26 protein-coding genes are annotated in these 25734 nt (G+C 66.3%); 16 read left to right on the top strand and 10 right to left on the bottom strand.

The annotated features are described in order from the left end of the window. Positions 1–15 precede the first annotated feature (15 nt). Positions 16–2322, top strand: a complete 2307-nt coding sequence (locus tag ABIA65_RS10705; RefSeq protein ID WP_502919543.1) for an ATP-dependent DNA ligase — start codon at positions 16–18, stop codon at positions 2320–2322. A 147-nt stretch (positions 2323–2469) separates the two neighbouring features. On the opposite strand, the gene ABIA65_RS10700 is transcribed toward ABIA65_RS10705, so the two are convergent. Together ABIA65_RS10700 and ABIA65_RS10695 are read right to left on the bottom strand one after the other, a co-directional pair. After that, complete coding sequence (locus ABIA65_RS10700; protein ID WP_354523479.1) at positions 2470–3111, bottom strand: hypothetical protein; 642 nt, start codon at positions 3109–3111, stop codon at positions 2470–2472. Positions 3112–3279: 168 nt separating this feature from the next. After that, the gene (locus tag ABIA65_RS10695; protein WP_354523478.1) at positions 3280–3894 is read right to left on the bottom strand and encodes a TetR/AcrR family transcriptional regulator; all 615 of its coding nucleotides are present in this window, start codon (positions 3892–3894) and stop codon (positions 3280–3282) included. A 115-nt stretch (positions 3895–4009) separates the two neighbouring features. Here ABIA65_RS10695 and ABIA65_RS10690 point away from each other — a divergent pair, with 115 nt between their 5' ends. From ABIA65_RS10690 to ABIA65_RS10675, 4 genes are read left to right on the top strand one after another with little or no spacing between them, the layout of a single operon-like run. Further along, entirely contained in the window at positions 4010–4840 is an 831-nt protein-coding gene (locus ABIA65_RS10690; RefSeq protein WP_354523476.1) for a mycofactocin-coupled SDR family oxidoreductase, read from the top strand. Further along, positions 4837–5649 (top strand): mycofactocin-coupled SDR family oxidoreductase, encoded by an 813-nt coding sequence (locus ABIA65_RS10685; protein WP_305853333.1) that lies wholly within the window; start codon positions 4837–4839, stop codon positions 5647–5649. Before ABIA65_RS10690 ends, ABIA65_RS10685 begins: the two co-directional genes overlap by 4 nt. Positions 5650–5676: 27 nt before the next feature. Beyond that, positions 5677–6492: a carboxymuconolactone decarboxylase family protein gene (locus ABIA65_RS10680; RefSeq protein ID WP_241403343.1), complete on the top strand. Its 816-nt coding sequence runs from the start codon at positions 5677–5679 to the stop codon at positions 6490–6492. Beyond that, positions 6492–7943, top strand: coding sequence for an aldehyde dehydrogenase family protein (locus ABIA65_RS10675; protein WP_354523475.1), 1452 nt, complete (start codon positions 6492–6494; stop codon positions 7941–7943). The genes ABIA65_RS10680 and ABIA65_RS10675 overlap by 1 nt, the downstream gene beginning before the upstream one ends. Positions 7944–7975: 32 nt before the next feature. Here the strand turns inward: ABIA65_RS10675 and ABIA65_RS10670 are convergent, their stop codons facing one another. Both ABIA65_RS10670 and ABIA65_RS10665 read right to left on the bottom strand, forming a co-directional pair. Continuing rightward, on the bottom strand, positions 7976–9256 hold the full coding sequence (locus tag ABIA65_RS10670; RefSeq protein ID WP_354523474.1) for a cytochrome P450: 1281 nt from the start codon (positions 9254–9256) through the stop codon (positions 7976–7978). After that, a complete protein-coding gene (locus ABIA65_RS10665; RefSeq protein ID WP_241403346.1) occupies positions 9253–9489 on the bottom strand; it encodes a ferredoxin in 237 nt (78 codons plus the stop codon). Before ABIA65_RS10665 ends, ABIA65_RS10670 begins: the two co-directional genes overlap by 4 nt. Positions 9490–9609: 120 nt before the next feature. Between ABIA65_RS10665 and ABIA65_RS10660 the strand changes: the two genes are divergently transcribed. After that, the gene (locus ABIA65_RS10660) at positions 9610–10209 is read left to right on the top strand and encodes a TetR/AcrR family transcriptional regulator (RefSeq protein WP_241403347.1); all 600 of its coding nucleotides are present in this window, start codon (positions 9610–9612) and stop codon (positions 10207–10209) included. Positions 10210–10369: 160 nt separating this feature from the next. Beyond that, complete coding sequence (locus ABIA65_RS10655; RefSeq protein WP_241403348.1) at positions 10370–11209, top strand: mycofactocin-coupled SDR family oxidoreductase; 840 nt, start codon at positions 10370–10372, stop codon at positions 11207–11209. Between the two features lie 23 nt (positions 11210–11232). On the opposite strand, the gene ABIA65_RS10650 is transcribed toward ABIA65_RS10655, so the two are convergent. Further along, the gene (locus ABIA65_RS10650) at positions 11233–12108 is read right to left on the bottom strand and encodes a DUF732 domain-containing protein (protein WP_371746965.1); all 876 of its coding nucleotides are present in this window, start codon (positions 12106–12108) and stop codon (positions 11233–11235) included. A 499-nt stretch (positions 12109–12607) separates the two neighbouring features. On the opposite strand from ABIA65_RS10650, the gene ABIA65_RS10645 reads away from it, so the two are divergent. The 3 genes from ABIA65_RS10645 to ABIA65_RS10635 all read left to right on the top strand — a co-directional run bounded on the left by ABIA65_RS10645 (position 12608) and on the right by ABIA65_RS10635 (position 15349). After that, positions 12608–13372 carry a TMEM165/GDT1 family protein gene (locus ABIA65_RS10645; protein WP_354523473.1) on the top strand — a complete coding sequence of 255 codons (765 nt, stop codon included), beginning with the start codon at positions 12608–12610 and terminating at the stop codon, positions 13370–13372. 119 nt (positions 13373–13491) lie between these two features. After that, the gene (locus ABIA65_RS10640) at positions 13492–14181 is read left to right on the top strand and encodes a TetR/AcrR family transcriptional regulator (protein WP_241403351.1); all 690 of its coding nucleotides are present in this window, start codon (positions 13492–13494) and stop codon (positions 14179–14181) included. Between the two features lie 106 nt (positions 14182–14287). Further along, on the top strand, positions 14288–15349 hold the full coding sequence (locus tag ABIA65_RS10635) for an NAD(P)H-dependent amine dehydrogenase family protein (protein ID WP_354523472.1): 1062 nt from the start codon (positions 14288–14290) through the stop codon (positions 15347–15349). A 5-nt stretch (positions 15350–15354) separates the two neighbouring features. Here ABIA65_RS10635 and ABIA65_RS10630 read toward each other — a convergent pair whose 3' ends face one another. Beyond that, entirely contained in the window at positions 15355–16575 is a 1221-nt protein-coding gene (locus ABIA65_RS10630) for an MFS transporter (RefSeq protein ID WP_354523471.1), read from the bottom strand. 100 nt (positions 16576–16675) lie between these two features. Here ABIA65_RS10630 and ABIA65_RS10625 point away from each other — a divergent pair, with 100 nt between their 5' ends. Further along, positions 16676–17866 carry an ROK family transcriptional regulator gene (locus ABIA65_RS10625; RefSeq protein WP_354523470.1) on the top strand — a complete coding sequence of 397 codons (1191 nt, stop codon included), beginning with the start codon at positions 16676–16678 and terminating at the stop codon, positions 17864–17866. Here the strand turns inward: ABIA65_RS10625 and ABIA65_RS10620 are convergent. Further along, complete coding sequence (locus ABIA65_RS10620) at positions 17856–18521, bottom strand: TetR/AcrR family transcriptional regulator (protein WP_354523758.1); 666 nt, start codon at positions 18519–18521, stop codon at positions 17856–17858. The genes ABIA65_RS10625 and ABIA65_RS10620 overlap by 11 nt on opposite strands. A gap of 114 nt (positions 18522–18635) precedes the next feature. Here ABIA65_RS10620 and ABIA65_RS10615 point away from each other — a divergent pair, with 114 nt between their 5' ends. Next, entirely contained in the window at positions 18636–19571 is a 936-nt protein-coding gene (locus ABIA65_RS10615) for an SDR family oxidoreductase (RefSeq protein WP_241403355.1), read from the top strand. Here ABIA65_RS10615 and ABIA65_RS10610 read toward each other — a convergent pair. Then, positions 19555–20430 carry an LLM class flavin-dependent oxidoreductase gene (locus ABIA65_RS10610; RefSeq protein ID WP_241403356.1) on the bottom strand — a complete coding sequence of 292 codons (876 nt, stop codon included), beginning with the start codon at positions 20428–20430 and terminating at the stop codon, positions 19555–19557. The genes ABIA65_RS10615 and ABIA65_RS10610 overlap by 17 nt on opposite strands. 62 nt (positions 20431–20492) lie before the next feature. Here ABIA65_RS10610 and ABIA65_RS10605 point away from each other — a divergent pair, with 62 nt between their 5' ends. Next, complete coding sequence (locus ABIA65_RS10605; protein ID WP_241403357.1) at positions 20493–21716, top strand: MFS transporter; 1224 nt, start codon at positions 20493–20495, stop codon at positions 21714–21716. Here the strand turns inward: ABIA65_RS10605 and ABIA65_RS10600 are convergent. Next, complete coding sequence (locus tag ABIA65_RS10600) at positions 21677–22900, bottom strand: diiron oxygenase (protein ID WP_241403358.1); 1224 nt, start codon at positions 22898–22900, stop codon at positions 21677–21679. The genes ABIA65_RS10605 and ABIA65_RS10600 overlap by 40 nt on opposite strands. A 133-nt stretch (positions 22901–23033) precedes the next feature. Here ABIA65_RS10600 and cobF point away from each other — a divergent pair, with 133 nt between their 5' ends. From cobF to ABIA65_RS10585, 3 genes are read left to right on the top strand one after another with little or no spacing between them, the layout of a single operon-like run. Beyond that, complete coding sequence (gene cobF / locus ABIA65_RS10595) at positions 23034–23774, top strand: precorrin-6A synthase (deacetylating) (RefSeq protein ID WP_354523469.1); 741 nt, start codon at positions 23034–23036, stop codon at positions 23772–23774. A 41-nt stretch (positions 23775–23815) separates the two neighbouring features. Then, on the top strand, positions 23816–24217 hold the full coding sequence (locus ABIA65_RS10590) for a phage holin family protein (RefSeq protein WP_241403360.1): 402 nt from the start codon (positions 23816–23818) through the stop codon (positions 24215–24217). Positions 24218–24238: 21 nt separating this feature from the next. Continuing rightward, positions 24239–25102: an Fpg/Nei family DNA glycosylase gene (locus ABIA65_RS10585; RefSeq protein ID WP_241403361.1), complete on the top strand. Its 864-nt coding sequence runs from the start codon at positions 24239–24241 to the stop codon at positions 25100–25102. Between the two features lie 69 nt (positions 25103–25171). Here the strand turns inward: ABIA65_RS10585 and ABIA65_RS10580 are convergent, their stop codons facing one another. After that, positions 25172–25729 (bottom strand): chorismate mutase, encoded by a 558-nt coding sequence (locus ABIA65_RS10580; RefSeq protein WP_241403362.1) that lies wholly within the window; start codon positions 25727–25729, stop codon positions 25172–25174. Positions 25730–25734: the final 5 nt, after the last annotated feature.

Here is a 25734-nt window from a genome sequence, read left to right as displayed (position 1 = left end):
GGACATACTGGATGGGTGGAGCGTTGCGGGCGGGTGAAACTGACCAACCCCGACAAGGTGCTGTATCCCGCCACTGGCACCACGAAGGCCGAGATCTTCGAGTACTACGTCACCATCGCCGAGGTGATGCTGCCGCATATCGCTGGGCGCCCGGTCACCCGGAAGCGCTGGCCCAACGGTGTCGGACAGCCGGACTTCTTCGAGAAGCAACTCGCCTCGTCGGCACCCGAGTGGCTGGACCGTGGTTCGGTCACGCACAAGTCAGGAACGACCACCTACCCGATCATCGACAGCCAGGAGGGGCTGGCCTGGATCGCGCAACAGGCGGCGCTGGAGGTGCACGTGCCGCAGTGGCGGTTCGTCGGCGCGGGCGGGCGAAGCGGGGTGGGAGATGACAAAGCCACGCCAGGAGACGCGACGCGCATCGTGTTCGATCTGGACCCCGGGGAGGGTGTGACGTTCCGTCAACTGTGCGAGGTCGCTCACGAGGTGCGTGGTTTCATCACCGACATCGGTCTGACCACCTACCCGCTGACCAGTGGGAGCAAGGGCCTGCACCTCTACGTGCCGCTTGCAGACCCGGTGAGTTCGCGTGGCGCATCGGTGCTGGCGAAGCGCATCGCCGTGCAGCTCGAGCAGGCGATGCCCAAACAGGTCACGGCGACGATGACCAAGAGCCTGCGCACCGGCAAGGTGTTCCTCGACTGGAGCCAGAACAGTGCCGCCAAGACCACCATTGCGCCGTACTCGATGCGCGGTCGCGACCAACCTACCGTGGCGGCGCCGCGGACCTGGGAGGAGATCGAGGGCCCCGACCTGAGGCACCTGAGCTTCGAGGAGGTGCTGGCGCGCGTCGAGCGTGACGGCGATCTGCTGGAGGGTCTGGACGAAAGTGCGCCGCTACCAGATAAACTCACCACCTACCGGGGAATGCGAGACGCGGGCAAGACGCCCGAGCCGGTGCCGCGCGAATCGCCCGTAACCGGCAATGACAACACGTTCGTCATCCAGGAACACCATGCTCGTCGGCTGCACTACGACTTCCGGTTGGAGCGCAACGGCGTGCTGGTGTCATGGGCGGTGCCGAAGAATCTGCCCGAGACCACCTCGGTCAATCACCTCGCCGTGCACACCGAGGACCACCCGCTGGAGTACGCCACCTTCGAGGGATCGATTCCCAAGGGGGAGTACGGCGGTGGTGAGGTCATCGTCTGGGACTCCGGGACGTATGAGTCCGAGAAGTTCCGGGACCCCGGGGTCGACGGCGAGAGCGTGGACGGTAAGAAGGGCGAGGTCATCGTCACGCTGCATGGGTCGAAGATCGAGGGTCGCTACGCGCTGATCCAGACGGGTGGCAAGAACTGGCTGGCCCACCGGATGAAGGAGCAGCCGGCCGCTGCATCGGAGGATCTGGCCCCGATGCTCGCGACCCACGGCTCGGTGGAGAGGCTGACGCCGATCGTGTGGGCATTCGAGGGCAAGTGGGACGGTTACCGGCTGCTGGTCGACGCCAATCACGGTGAGCTACAGCTGCGCTCGCGACGCGGCCGAGACGTCACGCACGAGTATCCGCAGCTGCGGGCATTGGCCGCCGATCTTGCCGACCATCACGTCATTCTCGACGGTGAGGTGGTGGCTCTCGATGAGGCGGGGGTGCCGAGCTTCGGCTTGATGCAGAACCGCGGCCGCTCCGACAGCAACATCGAGTTCTGGGCCTTCGACATCCTCCAGCTCGACGGCCGATCGTTGTTGCGGGCCAAGTACTCCGACCGTCGCAAGCTGCTCGAGACGCTTGCGCAGGGCGGCGGACTGATCGTCCCCGAGCAGCTGCCCGGTGACGGAGCCGCGGCGCTGGAGTACGCCCGCGAGCACCGGTGGGAGGGCGTGATCGCCAAGAAACGCGACTCCACCTATCAGCCGGGCCGACGTTCGCAGTCGTGGATCAAGGACAAGCTCTGGCGCACACAGGAAGTCGTGATCGGCGGATGGCGGGCCGGCGAGGGCGGCCGGACCAGCGGCATCGGTGCGCTGCTGATCGGCGTTCCCGAGGACGACGGGCTGCACTTCGCGGGACGTGTCGGCACGGGCTTCACCGACAAGGACCTTGCCAAGCTCAAGAAGACGCTGGCGCCGTTGCACACCGACGAGTCACCGTTCACCAAGCGACTCACCGGCCCCGATGCCAAGGGCGTGACATTCGTGCGGCCAGAACTGGTGGGGGAGGTGCGCTACAGCGAGCGGACGACCGATGGGCGGCTGCGGCAGCCCAGTTGGCGCGGTATGCGACCGGATAAGAGCCCCGACGAGGTGGTGTGGGAATAGTGTGACGTGAAATTCACTGTGAACGTTCGCTTCTCACTCCAGGCTTGCGCGGGATTCGTTGAAGCGGGTTCCGCGGCACCTGGAGTTCGGTGGAGTGCGCGGTTACTGGCCGGACTCGGTTTTGATCGCGTGGAGACGGAGCACGTGTCAGTTGTACCGGGGTGGCCGATCAGTGACTGTCCGCAACGAGTGCAGGACGTAGCGGTGCATCTCCTGCTCAGGGAGATAGGGAACTTCCCGCAAGGTCGCCGTCCGTTCCTGGAAACGCTCGTCGGAGTCATCCAGTGTCAGCACACCGGTAGTTGAATTGCTGACGCTGAACCCGTTCACCGCGATGGCGAGGTTGTCGAACACCGCTTCGGTGTCGGCATAGCGCCCGGGGCTTTTGTTCAGCCGCTCCAGCAACTCCAGTGGTTCGAGACCGCGTAGTGCGAAGACGTTCCTGCTGGCGAGGAACAGTGGGTGTCGTGGGCTGGCGGGCATGATTTCGCAGAGGCGGTCGGACTCGTACCTCAACACGAGGTCACCGCGGATTTCGGTCACGCTGTCTGCGGGTGGGCCGGTGTCCGCGTACTCGGCGATGAGGGCCTGTTTCTCGTCGTCGCTCATCGCGTCGCCGAACATCTCCAGCGTCTCGCGCAGCATGTCGTCGGCGATGCGATCAGCACCGCGACCGGTGATGGTGCCGTACGTCGCCGACAGTGAATCCACCTGTGCCGGCGACATGCCGAATTTGAGCCGGCCCAACCCCTCGCGGGGACGTATGGTCCAGTCTGCTTCTGCTCCCATCGTGGCTACCAGGATGCCACGGCGCAGTCCCGGTCGAGGAATTCCGTAACGTCCAGCACGTCGGAAACGGTTTCCTTGGCGGAACAGCGAGTCCCGACATCACGTGTGCTTCGACGAATACCGAACACTCCACATATTGCACGTCCGCCAGTTGTGTGGGAATAGACGTCAGTGGCCGAGGCGGTCCTGAACGCCCCGCGACGCGTCATATCCCGTCGTGAGCCAATACACCGTGCGGTCGAGAACGGGGACGATCTCTGCGATGTCGAGTTCCCCCGCTGAGAATCGGCCCAGGAGGCCGTAGATCACCGTGGACAGTATGGCCTCGAGGTCGCGAACGAATTCCTCGTCGACGTCGGCGAGTACCCCCATGAAGGATGGAACGGTGATGTCGAGGCCCCGACGGAAGAGTTCCTGACCGCCTGAGGCGGCCCTCGCGCGGAAGAACGCCGTGAGCATCGCCGGATGGTCCTCCCACGGTTCGAAGATCGAGCGCAGCAGGCGCATCATCCCCTCGTATACCGACTCGCCGGGCGGAGGAGATTGGTGCACCAAGCCGGCGTACCGGTGTTCGTCCATCCAGCTGTGCAGCGCGGCAAGGATCAGCTCGTCGCGGGTTGAGTAGCGCTTGTAGATGGTGGCAAGCGAGGTCCGGGCGCGGCGCGCGACCTCGCGGAGTTGAACCGCGTCGTATCCCTCGGTTTCGAGCAGTACCGCGACGATGTCGAGAATCCGGTCGCGTTGCGCACCTGTGTCAGCGCGGCTCGCTTCGGCACTGACCATCGTCGAGACACCCCCTTGCCGATCGTGAGTAACAAGGTTACCGTACCGGGGTGTAACACGGTTACTCAGGTCACATCGCCCTTTGGGTGTGACGACTGCAACGGAGCGAGGATCGATGGGTTCACTAGACGGCAAGGTCGCCTTCATTACGGGAGTGGCGCGTGGTCAGGGGCGCAGCCACGCCGTTCGCCTGGCCTCGGAAGGCGCCGACATCATCGGTGTCGACATCTGCGCCGACATCCCGTCCAACGGCTATCCGATGGCCAACCGCGGCGAACTCGACGAGACGATCGCGATGGTCGAGCAAGCGGGCGGCAAGATGCTCGGTGCGGTGGCCGACGTCCGCGATTTCGCCGCGGTGAACGACGCGCTCAGCGCAGGCGTCGGGCACTTCGGGCGCCTCGACATCGTGTGTGCCAATGCGGGTATCGCGACTATGGCGTTCCGCGAATTGACCATCGAGGAAGAACTCGAGCAGTGGACCGACGTGCTTGACGTCAACCTGGTGGGGGCGTTCCACACCGCGAAGGCGGCCATTCCCCACCTGCTCGCCGGCCGGCGCGGGGGATCGATCGTCTTCACCAGTTCGACCGCGGGCCTGCGAGGCTTCGGCGGTCTGCAGGGCGGGGGACTCGCGTACGCCGCATCGAAGCACGGCATTGTCGGACTCATGCGGACGCTGTCCAATGCGCTTGCCCCCGAGAGCATCCGGGTGAACACCGTGCATCCGACAGCGGTCAACACCATGATGGCGACGAATCCGGCGATGACGTCGTTCTTGGAGAACTATCCCGACGGCGGGCCGCACCTGCAGAACCCCATGCCGGTCGGGCTCCTCGAACCGGAGGACATCAGCGCGGCGATCGCCTACCTGGTCTCCGACGCCGCCAAGTACGTCACCGGAGTGACGTTTCCGGTCGACGCCGGATTCTGCAACAAGCTGTGACCGCGGCGAGCGGCCGGGCAGCCGGCAAGCGGGTTCTGGTCACCGGTGCGGCGCGCGGGATGGGGCGCAGCCACGCCGTGAGGTTGGCGCAGGAGGGTGCGGACCTCATCCTCGTCGACATCTGTGCGTCGTTGCCCGACGTCGAGTATCCGCTGGCCACGCGGGAAGACCTCGATGAGACAGCACGCCTCGTGGAGAAGCACGGCAGGCGCGCGAGCGTCCACGTCGTGGATGTGCGCAATGCGGCGGCTTTGGCCTCCGCCGTCGACGAGGGTGTCGCCGAGTTGGGCGGACTCGATGCGTCGGTGGCCAATGCCGGCGTGCTGACCGTCGGCACCTGGGACACCACCACCCCGGAGCAGTGGCGGACCGTGGTCGACGTGAACTTGATCGGCACGTGGAACACCTGCGCCGCCGCTCTGCCGCACCTGGTGGAGCGCGGCGGCAGCCTGGTGAACATCAGCTCAGCTGCTGGCCTGAAGGGCACGCCACTGCACACCCCGTACACGGCGTCCAAGCACGGCGTCGTTGGACTGAGCAGGGCTCTTGCCAATGAGCTTGCGGCTCAGAATATCCGGGTCAACACGGTGCACCCCACCGGGGTCGAGACCGGGATGCAGCCTGCCTCGTTGCATGGCCTGCTCGCCGAACAGCGGCCGGACCTGGTGCCGATCTTCCTCAACGCCATGCCGATCGTCATGGCCGAGGCCATCGACATCAGCAACGCGGTGTTGTTCCTCATCTCCGATGAATCCCGATACGTCACCGGGCTTGAGTTCAAAGTCGATGCCGGCGTCACCCTGCGGTGAGCTGGATTTCACGAGAAAGCGCCAACGATGACAACGATTGACACCGACCGGGCCGAGCGGGGCAGGCGTGCGTTCTCCGACGTAATGACGTTCCCGGCGCCCGCCGCCTCCACGCCAGCAACGGCGAACATGATCGACTTCGTCTTCGCCGAGGTCTGGGATCGGCCTGGGCTCAGCCGCCGGAATCGACGCTTCGTGACGCTACCCTGCGTCGCCGCCGCCGATGCCGAGGGACCGTTGCGCGATCACGTGTATGCGTCCCTCAACAGCGGTGACATCACCATCGCCGAAATCCGGGAAGTGGTACTGCATTTCGCCGTGTACAGCGGATGGCCGAAGGCCTCCCGATTCAACATGGTGGTCGACGAGCAGTGGGAGCGCATCCACCGCGATCGCGGGCAGCCCGTACCGCCATCCGATGCGCTTCTGCCGCTGACCACACCGAGTGATCCGGAGGCGCGGCTGGCCACCGGGGAGCAGGCATTCCGCGACGTCAACTGCGTGCCCTATGTGCCCACTCGCGACAACCCATACTCCGGTGCCGGCATCCTCAACTTCGTCTTCGGCGAGATGTGGCTTCGCCCGGGGCTCGGGATGAAGGAACGAAGGCTCGTGACGGTGGCGTGCGTGGCGTTCCAGGATGCGCCATACCCGATCTTGAGCCACGTGTATGCGGCGCTGAAGAGTCGCGATATCTCGTTCGACGAAATGGATGAACTCGCCCTGCATTTCGCGGCCTACTACGGCTGGGCGAAGGGATCACACCTCAACGACGAGGTCGAACGACAGAAGGAACGCGTTCTCGAGGAATGGCGGACTGAAGCAGCGAGCGCGCCGCGGTGATGCCCGCGTCGTCATTGACAGTCGGCTTGCTGATCGATGGCGAGCTGATCGAGCAGTCCTCCGGCGGCAGCTATGAGCACATCTACGCGGCCACCGGGCGGACCAACGTCACGGTTCCGTTGGCCGGGGCGGCCGAAATCGATCGCGCCGTCGCATCGGCCTGGGACGCGCAGCGGGCGTGGATGACGTTGACGGTGGATCGTCGTCGGGACATGCTGATCGACCTCGCCGACGTCGTGCACGAGCATCTTGACGAGCTGGCGCTGCTCAACGTGCACGACTATGCGGTCCCGGTCGCCTTCGCAGGTACCGCCCACATGCTCGAGTGGTTCCTTCGTCACTTCGCCGGTTATGTCGACAAACCGCACGGCACGAGTTCCCCGGTCAACGGGTCGTTCGACGTGAACCTCATCGAGCGCGAACCGTACGGCGTGGTCGGTGTCATCACTCCGTGGAACGGTGCCCTTGCGGTGGCGGCATCGTGCGTGGCGCCCGCCTTGGCGGCGGGAAACGCGGTGGTGTTGAAGCCCTCGGAACTGGCACCCCTGGCCGCGGTGCGGTTCGGCGAGCTGTGCGTCGAAGCCGGCCTGCCACCCGGACTGGTCAACGTCGTGCCCGCGGATGCCGACGGGAGTGAGGCTCTCGTTCGACATCCGGGAGTCCGCAAGATCCACTTCACCGGTGGTGATGTGACCGCGCGGCGTGTGCTGGTGGCGGCCGCCGCCAACCTGACCCCGGTGGTGGCCGAACTGGGCGGCAAGTCCGCCAACGTCATCTTCGAGGACGCCGATCTCGATGCGGCGGCGGCGATGTCGGCCCATCAGGGTCCACTGATGCAGTCCGGCCAGAGCTGCGCCTGCGCGAGTCGTGTGCTGGTGCAGGAGTCGGTGTACGACGCGTTTCTCGAGAAGTTCCTCGGCACGGTGGGTTCGGCAAAGGTGGGTGACCCCCTCGACCCAACCGTGTTCTTCGGGCCGGTCATCACCGAGTCGTCGGCGCACCGGATCCTCGGCGTCATCGATGAAGCCGTCGCGCAACACTCAGGTGAACTGCTCCTGGGTGGTAACCGGATCGGCGGCGAACTCGCCGAGGGCTACTACATCGAGCCGACCGTGTTCGGCAACGTCGACAACGCATCCGCGCTCGCCCAACACGAGACCTTCGGTCCGGTCGTCTCGGTCATCAGATTTCGCGACGAAGCCGATGCGCTGCGCATCGCCAACGACACCCCGTATGGGCTCAACGCGTTCGTGCAGACCCGCGACCTCACCCGCGCCCACCGCTTCGCGCGCAAACTGGAGTCAGGGTCGGTGTGGGTCAACCAGATGAGTCTCATCTCCCCGCAGGGACCCTATGGCGGCTACAAGCGGAGCGGATTCGGACGCACGGGCGGTCTCGACGGGTTACACGAGTTCCTGCAGACCAAGAACATTCGCATCGGTATGGGCTGAGGCTGGCACTGCTTCTGCCGCGAACGGTCGTGTCACCGTTGCGCGGTGAACTCGACGTGCAGCTCGGTGAGTCCGCGCAAGAGGAACGTCGGCTCGTAGGCGTATCGCCGCTGACCGGGCGCGCCGTGCCTGGATTCGCTGATGGTGATGTCGCGCAGGCGGTCCAGCAGGCGGTGCACGGTGACGACTCCTTCAGCGCGTGCCAGCGGTGCGCCTGCGCAGGTGTGGATTCCCCTGCCGAACGCGATGTGCTCCCGTACGTTCTTGCGGTCCAAACGGAAGAGGTGTGGATCGTCGAACTTGACCGGATCGCGATTGGCCGCCCCTAGGCACAGCATCAACACCGTCCCTGCCTTGATGGGCACTCCGCCGAGAGTGGTTGTCTTACGGGCCAACCGGAAGTCGACCTTGGTGGGGCTTTGGAACCGCAGCGCCTCCTCCATGAAGGCTGGAATCAGGTCGCGATTCGCGCGCAGTTGATCCTGAAGCTCCGGCTGGTCACCCAGTGTCTGGACGGCCGCACTCAGCAGCTTCGTGACGGTTTCCTGCCCAGCGGCGAAGAGGAATGTGGCCGGCCGGGCCACCTCCAGAATCTCCGGCGTCGAGCCGTCGGGATAGGTCGCGGCGGCCATGCCGCCCAACACGTCGTCGCGCGGTTCCCGACGCCGGTCGGCAATGTATCCGCTGAATCTGTCGTCGAGGTACTCAAGCGGGTTGAGTCCGACGGCCTCGCCATCGAGCGCTCCGACGCGGTTGCCCTGCGGCTTCTCCGCGCCGAGGGCGCGGCGGAACTCGGCCCGGTCCTCCTCGGGCACTCCGAGCAGGTCGGTGATGGCCAGGGTCGCGAAGGGCCTTGCGTACTCGGAGAGGAACTCGCAATGGCCGTTGTCGATGAACTCGTCGAGCTGCGTGTCGACGAGCCGCCACATGAAGTCCTCGTTCTCCTTCAGCCGGCGTGGCGTCAGGAGCTTGCTTAGCAGCGATCGTGCCTTCTCGTGGGACGGCGGATCCATGACGACCATGTGCTCGAAGATCGGGAACTCGTGTCGGTGCGCCTCGATTTGGGCTGTGATGTCGTCACCCTCCGGCTCGAAGGGCAGCGGCGGGAACGGTCCGCCGATCGCGTTGACCGCGGAGAAGGAGTCGACGTCCTTGAAGGCCGCCATGACCTCGGCGTAGCCCGTTACCGCGACGACGCCGTGGTGTGGCTCCTGAAACACCGGACCTTGGCTGCGCAGGTATTCGTAGTAGGCGTAGGGATCCTGCGCGATCTCAGCGTTGCTGAAGTAGTCGACGTCAGCCAGTTCAGTCATTGGATGGGCCTTCCGAAGTTGTTGGTCAGCGGGGCGTCAACCCAACTGATGGCTTGGCGGGGGCAGGCGGCGATGGCGGCGTCGACGTCGTCATGCCGCGCGGCGTCCGGGGACTCGTCGCCGACGGCGATGTCATCACCGAGCTCGAAGACTTCCGGTGCGATGTCGATGCACAGCGCATGCGCTTCACAGAGTCGCGGATCAACGCGGACGCTTCTTCCGGCGGGCATCATTTCTCCTCGCTCTCGCGGGGCCGTGGCGAAAAAACTGATCGATCGACCAAAATGGTAAGGTGCTGCATGCTTATCACGGGCCGCGGAAGTCGGTCAAGCCAACGTCGGCTGGGCCGTTGAGTGGCGACATCCCGAAAGGCGAAGTCGGATGACGGCGGAGCGCGACTGCGTCTGATCGAGGCGACCGCGCAGATCATGCACGACGAGGGGTATGCCGCCGCGACGTCGCGAAGGGTGGCGGCAATGGCCGGTGTGAAGCAGGCGCTGGTCTACTACTACTTCCCGACCATGGACGATCTGTTCCTCGAGGTGCTGAAAGCTGGCGCCGACGTGGCGCTGGCTCAGATGCGCACGGCGTTGACTGACGACGACCCGATCCGCGCGCTCTGGCATATCAACAGCGACGCCCGCGGGACCGTGCTCAACACGGAGTTCATGGCCCTGGCCAACCACCGCAAGGTGATCGGTGCCGAACTCAAGGCGTACGCCGAGCGGGTTCGCGATATCGAAACGGCGGCCGTCACCATGGTGATGCGTGCCAATGGTGTCGATCTGGACGCCTACCCGCCGGTCGCCATCGCGATGCTCGTCGCGCAGACGGCCCGCAGTCTCGGCAACGAGATGGCGGTCGGTGTGACAACGGGACATGACGAGTTACGTGCGCTCGTCGAGCGCCATATCGACCTACTCACCAAACCCGTCCCGGCGGTTCGCGGCTAAATTCGTTCGCCTCACACCGCCCTGGACTCTTCGAGGGCGGCATCGGAGCACGGTTCCTGGCTGGTGCGCGCGCTCTGATTCGGCCATTGACAACCCTCGTCGCCCGTGCGAATGTTCCTGATCGATCGATCAATTTCCAACGAGTGATTGCGAGGGACACATGTCCGGTCGGCTAGAGGGCAAGGTTGCGTTCATCACCGGGGCGGCTCGCGGCCAGGGTCGCAGCCATGCGGTCCGGCTCGCCGAGGAGGGCGCCGACATCATCGCGGTGGACATCTGCGGTCCGGTGAGCAACAACACGCAGATCGAACCGGCGACCCCCGAGGACCTCATCGAGACGGCCGATCTGGTCAAGCAGTTGAATCGGCGCATCGTCACCGCCGAGGTGGACGTGCGCGACTATGACGCGGTGAAGGCCGCGGTCGACGGTGGCGTCGAGCAGCTGGGGCGGCTCGACATCATCTGCGCGAACGCGGGTATCGGCAACGGCGGGCAGACGCTGGATCACACCAGCGAGGCGGACTGGACCGACATGATCGACGTCAACCTGTCCGGTGTGTGGAAGACCGTGAAAGCGGCTGTCCCGCACCTGATCTCTCAGGGTGAGGGCGGTTCGATCATCCTCACGAGTTCGGTCGGCGGCTTGAAGGCCTACCCGCACACCGGTCACTACATCGCCGCAAAGCACGGGGTGGTCGGCTTGATGCGCACGTTCGCAGTCGAACTCGGACAGCATTCGATTCGCGTCAACTCGGTTCACCCGACGAACGTCAACACTCCGTTGTTCATGAACGAGGGGACGATGCGGCTTTTCCGGCCGGACCTCGAGAACCCGGGTCCAGACGACCTGGCCGTCGCTGCGCAGTTCATGCACGTGCTCCCGATCGGCTGGGTGGAGCCCGTCGATATCAGCAACGCGGTGCTGTTCCTCGCCTCCGACGAGGCGCGCTTCATCACTGGCCTGACCATGACGGTGGACGCCGGAAGCATGCTCAAATAGGCGCATTCGAATCGGGATAGGCGTCAGTGTCCGAGGCGTACTTGAACGCCGCGGGCTCGAAGCTGTTCGAAGGTATAGCTGAACTCGCCTCGCCGTCCGACGGAGACGACGTAGCGGTCCTCGCCTTCGGTGACCGGGAAGCTGAAGGAGAACGTGCATTCGGCGGTGGTTCCCTTGCCCTGCCCGAGCGATGTGGTGGCAAGGATCTCGCCCTTGCCGTTCTTGACGGTCACGCCGGTGCCCTCGCTGACGTCGGAGTATCCGTCCGCTCCCTCGCACGATGTTCCGTCGGACGCGACACCGTTCAAGCCCGCACTGTCCGTGAGGATGAAGATGCCTGAGACTGATGCTGTTTCGAGAACATGAAAACCGTGGGTGAACTGCGGGCAGAACGCGTCGACGGCGATCTTGTCGGCGGGTAGTCCCTGTTGAGCCTCACCATCTTCGAGCCGGCGACACACCTGCCGCCCATGCGCGACGGCATTGGCGTCGGAGTTGAACTGATTGGTCAGCCCGGCATCGTTGAGCGCTGCGAGGTACCTGGTTTCGGGCGGCGGTGGTGACCAACGGTCTGGCAGCAGCAGCACCCACGTCACCACTGCCGCCACGGCGAGAATCGCAGTGGCCACGCCCGTTGCGAACCACGTCGAGCGAATGCTCGACCGAGGGTTCGGCACCTCGAGGTAGGCCGGCAGCATCTTCCCGCCGACAGGATCGCTCGACTCGGCCTTGCCGTTGCGCACACGGTTCGTCGGATGGTCGGCCAGGAAGTAACGACCCTCGTATCGCCCGGTGGGGTCCGAGCGCCACCCCGACAAGGAGGTCGACGAATGCGCCGGCCCACAGCGACCACATATGCCGCTCGCATCCACGTCGGAACCGCAATACGGGCAGGTCATCGGTGTCGATCCCGGAACAATGACCCCCGTGCCGTCGGTCCGAAACGGTTCACCGACGACCCCGAGTCCGCACGCATGCCCCCGACATCCGTCATCAGTAACCGTTATATGCCCGATGACCAGGTCTGCAGAGGCAATTCGACAGCATTCCGCGCGACCGGTGGCGAGCCTGCAACGAGATACCGGGCACTCTGCCAATAGTTTCAGGGTGCCCGAAAACAATCTTTGGTGCTCCAAAAGTGTTGCAACCAACGAGGTTTCACTCACATCAAGTTGCGTGTGTGGGCTGTGTCTGCGTAGGCTCGGGTCAGCGAAGGGGAGTAGCCCCCAATCGGGTAGTCGACATACTGGCCAACCGGCAACAGCCGGTCGTGGCCCGGTTACCCGGACCGGTCCAGCGGCCGGTGGGCGAGACCTTCGGCCGTACAACCGTTCCGGTTGCCGGCCGGAGGCGTCTACTGAACCCCCGGAACGGCAGCCACCGACCTAGGAGTCGAGGGTGCTAGCTGCCTTACTGCTGAGCTTCGCCGTCATCTTCGTGGCCGAGATGGGCGACAAGACCCAGCTGGTGGCGATGATGTTCGCGTTGCGCTACCGCTGGTGGGTCGTCCTGGCTGCCATCGCCGCCGCCACCACCGCAGTGCATGTCCTCTCGGTTGCCATCGGCCACTACCTCGGTGCCGCACTGCCGACGCATCTGCTCGGCCTGATCGCCGGTGCGGCGTTCATCTTCTTCGGGCTGTGGACCCTGCGGGGCGACTCGCTCTCCGATGAGGAGGCCTCACGTGCCGAGCGGGCCGCCGCGCCCGCGTTCTTCGTGGTCACCTCGGCGTTCGTCCTGGCCGAACTCGGCGACAAGACGATGCTGGCGACCATCACCCTTGCCGCGGACAACGACTGGCTGGGGGTCTGGATCGGCTCCACTCTGGGCATGGTGGTCGCCGACGGGCTGGCCATCATCGTCGGTGCGGTCGCGGGCAAGCACCTGCCCGAGCGGCTCATTCAGATCACCGCGGCCGCGCTGTTCCTCCTCTTCGGCGCCTACATGCTTCTCGAGAACATCTTCCCGACGGCATCTGCGGTCATCGTCGCCGGTAGTGCGATTGCGCTCGTCCTCGCCTTCGCGGCGGCCCTGCGGATGCTGCCGGATCGGTTGCGTCCGGCCGTGTTGAGAGCCGAGCGCCCCGCTCCCGACGAGACCGATGAGCCCTTTGAGCCGTCGCAAGGCGGCGAGGACGAGCGGACGGCACACAAGGGCGGGTGAGACGGCCCGTTCGCTGTTCATCCAGGTGGTCGCGGTTGGCCGCGTCAACGAATGATGACGCGCCGGGATCGCCATAGAGGACGTATCCCGACCGCTGTCAGAGCCTAGGCTCAGGCATCGTGAGCAACGAGGGGGATCTCGAGCGGCCGCGTACACGTGGCCGCCCAGCCCGGATCAGTCGTGAGCGGATTCTGTCCGCCGCCCGCGGCATCCCCCGTGACGCGTTGACGATGCAGAGGGTGGCCGAGGCACTCGGGGTGGATCCCAAGGCGCTCAACTACCACGTGGGCGACCGGGAGGGGCTGCGCCAACTGGTGGCCCTGGACGTCTTCGAGGCCGAGCTGCGCAGGATCGAGATTCCCGCTGGCGGCGACTGGCGCGAGGCGGTGCGGTCCTACGTGTACGCATTTCGCGAGGCGGTCATCAAGGTCGGTGTCCTGGCCGAGTCCATCCGCCTACCCGGGCGGCAGGGCCTGGGCACCCTCGGCCCCGTCGAGCGGGTCCTGCAGGCGCTGGTCGACGCCGGGCTGGACGCCGACGCGGCAGGGCGCGCGCTGACGTTGTTCACCGATATGGGCTACGCCGCCGGACGTGACGCGCTGCGGTTGGCCGACGATCCGGTGCACCCGGACGTCCCGGGTGTCGAGACGGCGCTGAAGTCGGCCTCCGACAACGACTTTCCGGTGTTGCGCCAGGTCGTCGCCGCCCGTGCGCACGCCGCGCCCGACGTGGGACAGCTTGAGTTCAACCTGGCGTTGGTCATCGCCGGCCTGGAACGGATCGCGTCGGACGCGCATCGCACCAGCTGATTTTCCCTGTTCGGGAAAAATATGGCGAAAAGCGCCTCGGGAGCGGGGTGTCAGCGGTAGACATGAGTCACCTGTTGACTGACTGCTGCATCGAGAGCGAGGCGAGATGACACCGCGGGATCCCTACCGGGTCGTCCAATGGACCACCGGAAACGTCGGCAAGAGTTCGGTCGCGGCGATCGCCAAGAACCCGACCCTGGACCTCGTCGGCTGCTACGCGTGGTCACCGGACAAGGCGGGCGCCGACGTCGGCGAACTGTGCGGTATCGAGCCGCTCGGCGTGACCGCGACCAACGACATCGATGCGCTGCTGGCGCTCAAGCCCGACGTCGTCGTCTACAACCCGATGTGGATCGACGTCGACGAGCTGGTGCGCATCCTGGAGGCGGGCATCAACGTGGTGGCGACGGCGTCGTTCATCACCGGACACAACCAGGGCGACGGCCGCGACAAGATCGCCGACGCGTGCGCCCGCGGCGGCTCGACGATGTTCGGGTCCGGCATCAGCCCCGGCTACGTCAACCAGCTGTCGGTCGTCGCGGCAGGAATCTGCGACCGCGTCGACAGGATCACTGTCAACGAGGCCGCAGACACCACGTTCTACGACTCACCGGCGACCGAGAAGCCGGTCGGATTCGGGCAGCCGATCGATCACCCCGACCTGCAGGCGATGACCGCGCACGGCACTGGCGTGTTCGGCGAGGCGGTCCGGATGGTCGCCGACGCGCTCGGAATCGAACTCGACGAGGTGCGCTGCGACGCCGAGTATGCCGAGACCACAGAGGATCTCGACCTGGGCTCGTGGACCATCCCGGCGGGCTGTGTCGCGGGCGTGCACGCCACCTGGAAGGGCATCGTGGGCGGGGAGACCCGCGTCGAGATCTCCGTGCTGTGGAAGAAGGGTCAGACGCTCCAGCCGAATTGGCCGATCGAGCAGGACGGCTGGGTCATCGAGATCGCGGGCCGTCCGACCGTGACGATGAAGGTCGGGTTCCTGCCGCCGCCCGACTTCGAGGCGACCACGTTGGAGGAGTTCATGGTGCTCGGTCACATCATGACCGCCACCCCACCGCTGAACGCCATCCCCGCCGTCGTGGCCGCCGCGCCGGGCATCGTCACCTACAACGACCTGCCGCTGATCCTGCCGCGCGGAGTTGTTCCGGCTTAGGCGACTCAGCGCGCCCGTTCGGTGAAGCGTTGCAGCAGAACTGACACCGTCAGCACCACGAGGCCCGCGACGGCGAGTATCGCGCCCGCGGCCGCCGGGGCGGTGTAGCCGTACCCCGCAGCGATCACCACACCGCCGATCCACGCACCTGTCGCGTTGGCGAAGTTGAACGCCGAGTGCATCAGCGCGGCGGCCAGCGACTGCGCATCGTGGGCCACGTCCATCAGTCGGGTCTGCAGCGCGGGTGCGATGGAGGACCCCACGGCGCCGATGCAGAACAACCCGATCAGCGCGGTCCACGGGTTGTGGGCGGCGGCGACGAAGACCGCCAGCACCACGGCAAGGGCGGTGATCGCGCCATAGAGCCAGCCGATGACCGAGACGTCGGCCATCTTGCCGCCGACCAGGTTGCCGACCACCATGCCCGCACCGAAGATCATGAGGGCCAACGGAATCATGCCGCGTGACAGGCCCGCGACGTCGGTCAGCGTGGTCGCGATGTAGGTGTACACCGCGAACATTCCGCCGAACCCGACCATGCCGACCAACAGGGCCAGCAACACCTGCGGGCGCTTGAGCGCGCTGAGTTCGGTGAGCGGGCTGGTGACATGCATCGAGTGCATGCTCGGCAGCCAGAACCAGAGCGCGGCCAGGGTCAGCAGGCCGATCACCACGACGAGCCCGAACGCGCTGCGCCAGCCGAAGTGCTGGCCGAGCCACGACGCCACGGGTACGCCGAGGACGGTGGCAACCGTAAGGCCGGCCAACACATGTGAGACGGCCTTGGCCCGGTTCTGTGGGCCCATCAGGTGCGCGGCCACCAGCGCGGCGATGCCGAAGTACGCGCCGTGCGGCAGCCCGGCGATGAAGCGCGCCGCGATCAGCGAGCCGTAGGTGGGGGCGAACACGCTGGCCAGGTTGGCGAGGGTGAACATCACCATCAGGCCGAGCAGCAGCGTCCTGCGCTGCATGCGGGCGGTCAGCGCGGCGATAAGCGGCGCTCCGACAACGACGCCGAGTGCGTACGCCGAGATGACGTGACCCGCGGTCGGTTCGGTGATCCCCAGGCTCCCCGCGATATCGGGCAGCAGGCCCATCGCCACGAACTCGGTGGTTCCGATGCCGAAACCGCCCACGGCCAGCGCGAACACCGCCAGCCACCGGACGGTGGTGTCGGGGGCGACGACCGACTGCGGGCGGGTCGGTCGGTTCAGGGCTCGGGTCACGTGACAACGGTAGAGGTACTTATGCCGTTCTTCAAACTGACTTATGTATTCCCGAGGCGAAAGTGGCATTCCTTACGTTTTTCGTGCTTCAATCGAACCCATGGTCGGCGTCGGCGAGGTGTTCGCCCACATCAGGGAGCTGCGCGATACGACACGCGCAGAACTCGGCCAGCTGACCGGCCTGTCGCGCACCGCGATCGCGGTCCGGGTGGCCGCCCTGATGGATCTGGGCCTGGTCGCAGAGAGTGAGTCCGCCGCGTCGACCGGAGGTCGCCCGGCTGCCATGCTCACGTTCGACGCCGACGCGGGGGTCGTGCTCTGTGTGGCGGTCGGCATCAGCCGCACACGCCTGGCGGTGTGCAACCTCGCAGGCGAGATCGTCGCCACCTCTGACATCGACCAGGAGGTTGCGCTCGGGCCCGACGACCTGATGCCCGACGTGGTCAAGCGCCTCGACGTGCTGCTGCAGGAGCGTCGCGACGTTCCCGTGTACGGGGTGGGGCTCAGCATGCCAGGGCCGGTCGATCGGGAACGTGGGTGCAGTCGCGACTCGCCGATCCTGCGCGGATGGGACGGTGTGGAACTGCGCCCGTACTTTGCTGAGCTGCAGGCGCTTTCCGGAGGGCAGGAGCGCAGCGACCCGGGATTTGGCGCCGCCGTTCCGGTGCTGTTCGACAACGACGCGAACGCGATCGCCCTCGGCGAGCGCGGCGGTGAGCTGGCCGGGCTCGACGACCTTCTGGTGCTCAAGGCGTCGACCGGTCTGGGTGCGGGCATCATCGCCGGCGGCGTGCTGCAGCGCGGCGCGGCACAGGCCGCGGGGGAGTTCGGGCACAACAAGATCGCTGCGGCGCAGGGTATTCCGTGCAGATGCGGTGACACGGGCTGCCTCGAGGCGATTGCCGGCGGGTGGGCGCTGGTACACCAACTGCAGCAGCAGGGGCGATCCGTGCGGCACATGCGCGACGTCATCGAACTCGTTCACGCCGGCGACCCGGACGCGCGACGCATGATCCGCGACAGCGGCAGGCACATCGGTGAGGTCGTCGCCGCGGCGGTCAACCTGCTCAACCCGGCGGTCCTCGTCATCGCCGGTGACCTGGCGGCCGCCTACGAGGTGTTCGTCGCGGGATTCCGAGAGTCGCTGTACCGCAACGCCACCGCCATGGCCACCCGGGAACTCGAGGTGGTCCCTGCCGCGCACGGCGGACACTCGGCGGTGGTGGGCACCGCGGCGATGGTGCTCGACGAGGTGCTCAGCGCGCGCTCGGTCGACGCACTCATCGGCTGAGCAGTCCCGCCAGGATCAACTCAAGCGATTCCCGCAGTGTGGCGTCGAACTCGAGCTTGTGGAACTGCAGAGCGGGGTCGCATTCATATGCCGCCACGACCGCCGGTGCGGTGTGGCAGTGCGTCCATGCCGCGGTGGCCATCAGCGCGGCCATCGCTGTGAACTTGCGGGCATCGTCGCCGCTGAGTTCGGGAAGCTGCGTCGACACCATCCCGGCGAGGCGCTCTATGTTGGCGAGGCTGGCGCGCTTGTACGTCAGGACGGTATCGGTCGAAATGTTGTGCTCGAGCACCGAGGCCTGTGCGCTCATCAGATCGCACAGGACAGGCCTCGCGGCCAACGAGTCCGCGATGACAGTGGCCACTCGGACGGCGCGCGAGGACACGGGATCTGACCGGTCGAACCCGACCGCGAGGTCCGCCTCCAGCGCGTCCACCCATTCACCGAGCGCCTCGGCGGACAACTCCAGCAGCACGGCCTCTCGCGACTCGAAGTAGCGCAGCACATTGGACTTCGCCATGCAGGCCCGGCGGCTCAACCCGTTGAGGGTCACCTCGGACACCGGCATCTCCTCGAGCATCGCCCGTGCGGTGTCGAGGATCGCGTTGCGCCGAACTTCCCGCTGTTCAGGGCTATGCGCACGGACGAAGGACATCACGCCGCCAGCTTAAGGCACCACCGGTCTCTTGCCTAGCGACCGGCGGTCTGTTAGCGTCGGCGGCACTAGAGACCAGCGGTCGCTAAACGGCCCGAGGGGAGAGGAACGCCCATGTATGACGTCACCGACCAGACCGGTCGACGGTTCGTGATCACCGGGTCCAACAGCGGCACCGGCAAGGAGGCGGCGCGCCGCATCGCCGCTGCGGGCGGCCATGTCGTCATGGCGGTGCGCACCGAGGAGAAGGGGCATGCCGCGGCCGAGGAGATCCGCCGCGATGTGCCTGCCGCGTCGCTCGAGGTCCGGCGGGTGGACCTCGCGGACCTCGCCAGCGTGCGCGCGTTCGCCGAGACAATCCTGTCCGACGGCCATCCGCTCGATGTGCTGATCAACAACGCGGGCGTGATGGCGGTGCCACAGCGCACGACCACTGTGGACGGCTTTGAGTTGCAGTTCGGCAGCAACTTCCTCGGCCCGTTCGCCCTGACGAATTTGCTTCTGCCGCTTCTGCTCTCATCGGAGTCGCCGCGTGTGACGACAATGTCCAGCGGGGCCGCCAATATGGGCCGCATCAACTTCCGCGACCTGCAGTTCGCGCAGTCCTACAGCCCGGTCAAGGCATACGCACAATCCAAGCTGGCCGACCTGCTGCTCGGCCTGCACCTGGCGAGGGTGGCCAGGCAGCGCGACTGGAACCTGTTGAGCACCATTGCTCATCCGGGGTACACACGCACCAACCTGCAGGCCACCGGGCCCAACCTCGGGCGCGCGAAGAAGCGGTTCAACCCGTTGTTTGACCTGCCGATCCTGCCGTCGCAGGACGTCGTGCCGGGCACCGAGCCGCTGCTGTTCGCGGCGACCGACCCGTCGGCGCGCCAGGGTGCGTACTACGGCCCCAGCGGCTTGGGTGGCCTCGTCGGGCCCACCAAGACACTCGACCTGCCGCGCAGTTCGCGTGGTGTCGATCTGGCGGCGTCGCTGTGGGCGGTGGCCGAGAATCTGACCGGCACGAGGCTGCCGGCCGGGGAGTTCACGCCTTCGCGATGACGTTCTCCGCGAACCACTCCAGGTTGCGGATCTTGGCGTCGAGCGGCTCAGTGTCCTGGCCCGTGATGTAGGGAATCCGGAAGCCGACGATGACGTCGGTGACACCCTTGTCCTCGAGTCGCTTGACACCGTCGAGGGTGAACCCGTCGATGGAGATGACGTGGATCTGGAATTCGTCGGCGAGTCCGATGCGTTCCTCTTCGTCCCGATACTTCTGCAACTTGGCGAGCAGCGGATCGAGCTCGGCGGGGTCGCCGCCGCCGTGCATCCAGCCATCGTTGCGGGCGGCGCGCCGTAGCGCGGCGTCGGCGTGCCCACCGATGAGGATCGGAATCGGCTTCGTCGGGGCGGGCGTCATCTTGAAGGTGGGGAAGTCGTAGAACTCGCCGTGGTACTCGAAGTACTCGCCGGAGGTGAGGCCGCGGATGACGTCGATGCACTCGTCCATGCGCTTGCCGCGCCTGGCGAACGGCACGCCCATGATCTCGTAGTCCTCGGGCCACGGACTGGTGCCGACACCCAGGTTGAGCCGATTGTCGAACATCGCGGCCAACGACCCGGCCTGCTTGGCCACCAGCGCCGGCGGGCGGATCGGCAGCTTCAGGACGAAGATGTTGAAGTGCAGCTTCGTCGTCACCGCGGAGAGCGCCCCGATCAGCGCGAACGTCTCGATGAACGACTTGCCGTCGAGGAACTCGCGATTGCCGTCCTCGGTGTATGGATACTTCGAGTCGGACACTTCGGGATACGCGACGCTGTCCGCAATGGTCATCGCGTGATACCCGGCCTCGTCGGCCGCCTTGGCCAACGGGATGTAGTACTTCGGGTCGGTCATGGCTTCCGCATAGGTGAACCGCATGCGGCCAATACTAGAACACGTTCTAATTATGCAGGTTCGAATGGTGCGGCATGATGATGCGCGTGCGCAGACCCCCGCAGGATGGTCCGCGCCGCAGACCGTGGCTTACCCGGAACGTGCGCGTCCTCTCCGCGGTGTCGTTCCTGCAGGACACCGCCAGTGAACTGCTCTATCCGCTACTGCCGATCTACCTCACGACCGTGCTGGGCGCGCCCGTCGCCGTCGTCGGCGCCATCGAGGGTGCGGCCGAGGGCGCGGCATCGCTGACGAAACTCGCAGCCGGCCCGCTGGGGGATCGCTACGCGCGCCGCCCGCTGATCGCGACCGGGTACGGCATGGCCGCCCTCGGCAAGGTCATGGTCGCGGCGTTCGCGGCATGGCCCGGAGTGCTGGCGGGCCGTGTCGTCGACCGGCTCGGCAAGGGGGTTCGCGGCGCGCCGCGCGATGCGCTGCTGGTTGTCGACATCGACGCGTCCGCACGGGGCCGGGTGTTCGGCTTCCACCGCGCGATGGACACCGCCGGCGCGGTGGTCGGTCCGCTTCTGGGCCTGGCGGCCTACGAGCTTCTCGACCACCAGATCGCGCCGCTGCTGTGGATCGCCGTCGTCCCAGCCGTGCTGAGTGTTGCGCTGGTCTTCCTCACGCGGGAGAAGCGTCGCGTCCTGACCGCGGCTGTGCGGGTGGGGATCTTCTCCCGGGTTCGCGACCTGCCCGGCGGGTACTGGCGGGTGACGGCACTGCTGGTGGCGTTCGGCGTCGTCAACTTTCCTGACGCGCTACTTCTGCTGAGGCTTAACGAGATCGGCTTCTCCGTACCCCAGGTGATCCTCGCGTACGTCACGTACAACGCGGTGTACGCGCTCGTCAGCTATCCGGCCGGGGTGCTGGCCGACCGCTTTCCGCGGCCCGTGGTGCTGGGTATCGGAATGGTGTTCTTCGCGATCGGGTACGGCGGTCTGGGTCTCACCGACGATCCGCTGATCGCCTGGCTGTTGATCGGTGCATACGGCGTGTTCACCGGCTGCACCGACGGCGTTAGCAAGGCGTGGATCTCATCGCTTGTCGGTGCGGATCTGCAGTCCAGCGCCCAGGGCGTGTTCCAGGGTGCGACGGGTTTCGCGATCCTGGCCGCCGGATTGTGGGCGGGCTTCGCGTGGGGCGCCGACGGCACGCTGCCGCTGCTCGTCTCGGGCGCGGTCGGCGCGGTGTTCGCGGTGGTGCTGCTCGGAATGGGCGTGCGCAGCGCTCAGTTGAAGGGTGGCGCACCCATACCGGTCACGGAGTAGCCGCCCTGCGACGAGCGCTCGGTCAGCCGGGATGCCGCCGTACGACCGTTGGCGGTCAGCAACGCCTCGGGCCGCTTGAGGACATCGTCGGGGAGCGTTCCGAAAACGGTGCCGCGCCAGTGGTACTGGCCATCGATCGGGTCGAGGTGACCGGTCAGGCGGACACGCACCGCGTGGTCCTCCCCGGCGACTCGCAGGGTGGCCGCGCCGTCGTAGACCTCACCGCCCTTGACTCCGAGGGCCTCGGGAGTGCCCGGCGTCACCGGGCCCGGCAGGAAGCGCGCACGTCGCCACATCCGCCGCGCGATCGGACCCATCAGCCCGACCTCGGTGAGGAACGCGGCCAGTGGCGCGAACCCCATGACCTGCACGTCGTGACGGTTGCTGCTGCGCCGCGCCATGCGTCGCGCCTTGCGGGCCGGCAGTCCGACGCGGCGGTACTGCACGGGGTTGGTGAACAGGTACCGGAAGAAGTAGCCGCCGAGACCGTTGATGTTGGCCACCCACCACCGGCTCAACCGGGGCATATCGCGGACGCGCCTGCGCACGCCGTCGCGGGCGAACTGGATGTGACGGGACTCCTCGGTGACGTGAATCCGCATGAGCCGCTGCACCATCGGTTGCAGCTGCGGGTCGTCCATCATTTGGCGCTGCAGCGAGTCGAAGATCTCCTCACCGACGAGCGCGGCGACCCACAGCATCGATCCCTTGAACGCCAGCGGCAGCATGTTGATGGCGATCCGCTGATAGCGCCGGGGCTGGACGGGCTTGGCTCCGAGCTTCTCGATGGCCTTGCCGAACATCACCATGTGACGGGTCTCGTCGCCCAGCTCGGTCAGCGCGTAGTGCGATGCGCTCGCGGTCGGGTCCCTGTGGATGAGGTTGCGCAGCAGCGCCTGGTTGAGAATGTTCTCGAACCAGATGCCTGCCGACAGGGTGTTGACGAGTTCCTGGCGCGACAGCTCGATCTGCTCGGCGCGGGTCATCGCGTCCCACATCGGCGTGCCGTAGAGGGACACCACCTTCGGCGGCAGGAAGAACTTGTCGGGCTCCAGCTCCGCGTCCCAGTCGATGTCGACGATCGGCTCGTAGTACTTCTTGACCGATCCCCGCAGCAGCCGTTCGGAGAACTCCTCGCGGCTGGGCGCACTGGCGCGTCGAACCGCATCAGAGGAAAGCGTCATCGTGGCCCTCTGCTCTTCGCGCAAGCGCTCATCGCCGACGTCCCTTCGCTGGCTTGTGCCCCGATATGCTCCAAAACCTAATGACGCCTGAACCAAGTTGTCAATACCCCGGGTACTGGATACCGATGGTCTCATGACGAGACGCATTCACGTCATAGGCATCGGCGCAGGTGACCCGGACTACGTCACCGCCCAGGCCATTTCGGCGCTCAACGACACTGCGGTGTTCTTCGCGATGGACAAGGGCGAATCGAAAGGCGACCTGGTCGCGCTGCGGCGCGAGGTCTGCGAACGGTTCATCGAGAAGTCCGGGTATCGCTTCGTCGAGCTCGCCGATCCGTCGCGGGCCAAGTCCGGCGACTACCGCCAGGCCGTCAACGACTGGCACGCCGCCCGCGCCGACGTGTGGGCGCGGGCCATGGAGGAGGAGTTGCCCGACGGTGGTGTCGGTGCGTTCCTCGCGTGGGGTGACCCGTCGCTGTACGACAGCACGCTGCGCATCCTCGACCTCGTCGCGCAGCGCGTGGACCTCGACTACGACGTCATCCCCGGGATCACCGCGATACAGGCGCTCACGGCGCGACATCGCATACCACTCAACGATATTGGTGAACCGGTGCTCATCACGACGGGCCGCCGGCTCCGCGACGAGGGGCTGTCGGGCGCATCGGTGATCATGCTCGACGGGGACTGCGCTTTCCTGACATGCCCGCCGGACACCAGGATCTGGTGGGGCGCGTACCTCGGTACGCCCAACGAACTGCTCGTCGCGGGCACCGTGGGCGCCGACGGCGAACGCATCGCCGCGCTGCGTGCGCAGGCCCGCGAGCGGCACGGCTGGATTATGGACACCTACCTGCTGCGTCCGGCCTGAGTGACCTCCGAAGCGACGCCGGCAGTGGCAAGATCAGCGCCATGGCACAGTTTCTGCTGCGGGCGTCGTTGACCGGTCTCGCCCTCTGGATCGTCACCCTGGTCGTCAACGGGATTTACTTCGTCGGCGGGGACAGCACGTGGCAGCGGGTGGGCATCATCTTCGTCGTCGCGGTGGTGTTCGGCCTCGTCAACGCCGTCATCAAGCCGATCGTGCAGTTGATCTCGATCCCGCTCTACATCCTCACGCTCGGCCTGATTCACGTCGTCATCAACGCTCTGATGCTGTGGATCACCTCCTGGATCACCGAGAACACGACGCACTGGGGTCTGGCCATCGACGACTTCTGGTGGACTGCGATCTGGGCGGCGATCGTGCTGTCGATCGTGAGCTGGCTGCTGTCGCTGTTCACCCGGAGCGCAGAACGCAGCGTCGGCGTGTAACCGTGCGGCACACTGGATGGCATGCCTGAACTACCCGAGGTAGAGGCGCTGGCGGATCACCTCCGGCGGCATGCGGTCGGCCGGACCGTCGGAAGGGTCGATGTCTCGGCATTGTCGGTGCTCAAGACGTTCGATCCGCCCACGACGGCGCTGCACGGTCAGGAGGTGACCGGCGCCAACCGCTGGGCCAAGTACCTCGGACTGCAAGTCGGCGATCTGCACCTCATCACACACCTGTCGCGGGCCGGCTGGCTGCGGTGGTCGGACAAGCTCGCCGCTGCACCCCTGAAGCCGGGTAAGGGGCCTATCGCCCTGCGCGTTCACCTCGGAACACCCGGCGAGGCCCCGGGGTTCGACCTCACCGAGGCAGGGACACAGAAGCGGCTAGCGGTGTGGCTGGTCGACGACCCGATGAAGATCCCGCAGATCGCCTCGCTGGGCCCCGACGCGCTGAGCCTGGATCCCGAGGGTCTGGCCGCGGCGCTGAAGGGCAACACCGGTCGCATCAAGACCGTCATCACCGACCAGAAGGTCATCGCGGGTATCGGCAACGCCTACAGCGACGAGATCCTGCACGTCGCCAAGCTGTCGCCGTTCGCGACGGCAGCCAAGCTCACCGACGCCCAGCTCGGATCGCTGCACGACGCGATGATCTCGGTGCTCAGCGATGCGGTCTCACGGTCGGTCGGTCAGCAGGCGGCCACGCTGAAGGGGGAGAAGCGCTCGGGCATGCGCGTGCACGCTCGCACCGGCCTGCCCTGCCCGGTGTGCGGTGACACGGTGCGCGAGGTCTCGTTCGCCGACAAGTCCTTCCAGTACTGCGCGACGTGTCAGACCGGCGGCAAGGTGCTCGCCGATCGCCGGATGTCCAAACTGCTCAAGTAGCGTTCAGCCGGCGATGAGCGCCTGCGCGAAGAGCATTCAACCGGCGATGAGCGCTTGCGCGAAGAGCGTTCAGCCGCAGTAGGTGTGCGTCGCGAAGTCCAGCGCCTGCTGGTACAGCGGATCCAGACCGCGGGCCGCGATGACGCTCTGCCGGGCGTCGTCGAGCGCCGCGTGGCAGCCGGGGCCGCGGAGAACGGGCCACTGATCGGTCATCTCCGCGACCATGGTGCGATTGAAACCATCTATCGCCGAACGTGATTCGGACAGATCCGGTGCGCTCGTCGGCGCGGTGGCGGGGTCGAGCTTCCACTGCCCGAATCGGACGTACTGGATGCCCTCGGTGGCGTGGATTTGATTCTCGAACGCCCGCCGCACGAACGCCTCGTCGGCTCCGCGGTCGCGCGCGTCGGCTGCGACGTTGTCGAGCACCTGCCGGACGCGTGCCGCGTCCTCGATGGATCCGCCGTCGACCCACTTGACCGCCGCCACCGGGTCGGCGGTCAGGAGGCGTTGTGACGCGGTGTCGACCAGGCGATACAGGGGGCCGGTGGCGTCGGCGTGTGCTGGTGGCGTGGCCGTGAGGGCGCCAAGGGTGGCGCCGGCGACGAGGAGTGCGATGAGTCTCACGGGGA

The organism is Mycolicibacterium sp. 624 (assembly GCF_040548615.1).
Lineage (GTDB): Bacteria > Actinomycetota > Actinomycetes > Mycobacteriales > Mycobacteriaceae > Mycobacterium.
This window is presented reverse-complemented; position numbering and strand designations above follow the sequence as displayed.

Excerpts from the sequence above, each read along its gene's own strand:
- ABIA65_RS10700 (WP_354523479.1), bottom strand. The coding sequence starts at position 3,111 with ATGGGAGCAGAAGCAGACTGGACCATACGTCCCCGCGAGGGGTTGGGC.
- ABIA65_RS10680 (WP_241403343.1), top strand. The coding sequence starts at position 5,677 with ATGACAACGATTGACACCGACCGGGCCGAGCGGGGCAGGCGTGCGTTC.
- ABIA65_RS10610 (WP_241403356.1), bottom strand. The coding sequence starts at position 20,430 with ATGCGGTTCACCTATGCGGAAGCCATGACCGACCCGAAGTACTACATC.
- ABIA65_RS10695 (WP_354523478.1), bottom strand. The coding sequence starts at position 3,894 with ATGGTCAGTGCCGAAGCGAGCCGCGCTGACACAGGTGCGCAACGCGAC.
- ABIA65_RS10625 (WP_354523470.1), top strand. The coding sequence starts at position 16,676 with ATGGTCGGCGTCGGCGAGGTGTTCGCCCACATCAGGGAGCTGCGCGAT.
- ABIA65_RS10585 (WP_241403361.1), top strand. The coding sequence starts at position 24,239 with ATGCCTGAACTACCCGAGGTAGAGGCGCTGGCGGATCACCTCCGGCGG.
- ABIA65_RS10690 (WP_354523476.1), top strand. The coding sequence starts at position 4,010 with ATGGGTTCACTAGACGGCAAGGTCGCCTTCATTACGGGAGTGGCGCGT.
- ABIA65_RS10655 (WP_241403348.1), top strand. The coding sequence starts at position 10,370 with ATGTCCGGTCGGCTAGAGGGCAAGGTTGCGTTCATCACCGGGGCGGCT.
- ABIA65_RS10650 (WP_371746965.1), bottom strand. The coding sequence starts at position 12,108 with ATGACCTGCCCGTATTGCGGTTCCGACGTGGATGCGAGCGGCATATGT.
- ABIA65_RS10620 (WP_354523758.1), bottom strand. The coding sequence starts at position 18,521 with ATGTCCTTCGTCCGTGCGCATAGCCCTGAACAGCGGGAAGTTCGGCGC.
- cobF (WP_354523469.1), top strand. The coding sequence starts at position 23,034 with ATGACGAGACGCATTCACGTCATAGGCATCGGCGCAGGTGACCCGGAC.
- ABIA65_RS10675 (WP_354523475.1), top strand. The coding sequence starts at position 6,492 with ATGCCCGCGTCGTCATTGACAGTCGGCTTGCTGATCGATGGCGAGCTG.
- ABIA65_RS10635 (WP_354523472.1), top strand. The coding sequence starts at position 14,288 with ATGACACCGCGGGATCCCTACCGGGTCGTCCAATGGACCACCGGAAAC.
- ABIA65_RS10670 (WP_354523474.1), bottom strand. The coding sequence starts at position 9,256 with ATGACTGAACTGGCTGACGTCGACTACTTCAGCAACGCTGAGATCGCG.
- ABIA65_RS10600 (WP_241403358.1), bottom strand. The coding sequence starts at position 22,900 with ATGACGCTTTCCTCTGATGCGGTTCGACGCGCCAGTGCGCCCAGCCGC.
- ABIA65_RS10590 (WP_241403360.1), top strand. The coding sequence starts at position 23,816 with ATGGCACAGTTTCTGCTGCGGGCGTCGTTGACCGGTCTCGCCCTCTGG.
- ABIA65_RS10615 (WP_241403355.1), top strand. The coding sequence starts at position 18,636 with ATGTATGACGTCACCGACCAGACCGGTCGACGGTTCGTGATCACCGGG.
- ABIA65_RS10665 (WP_241403346.1), bottom strand. The coding sequence starts at position 9,489 with ATGATGCCCGCCGGAAGAAGCGTCCGCGTTGATCCGCGACTCTGTGAA.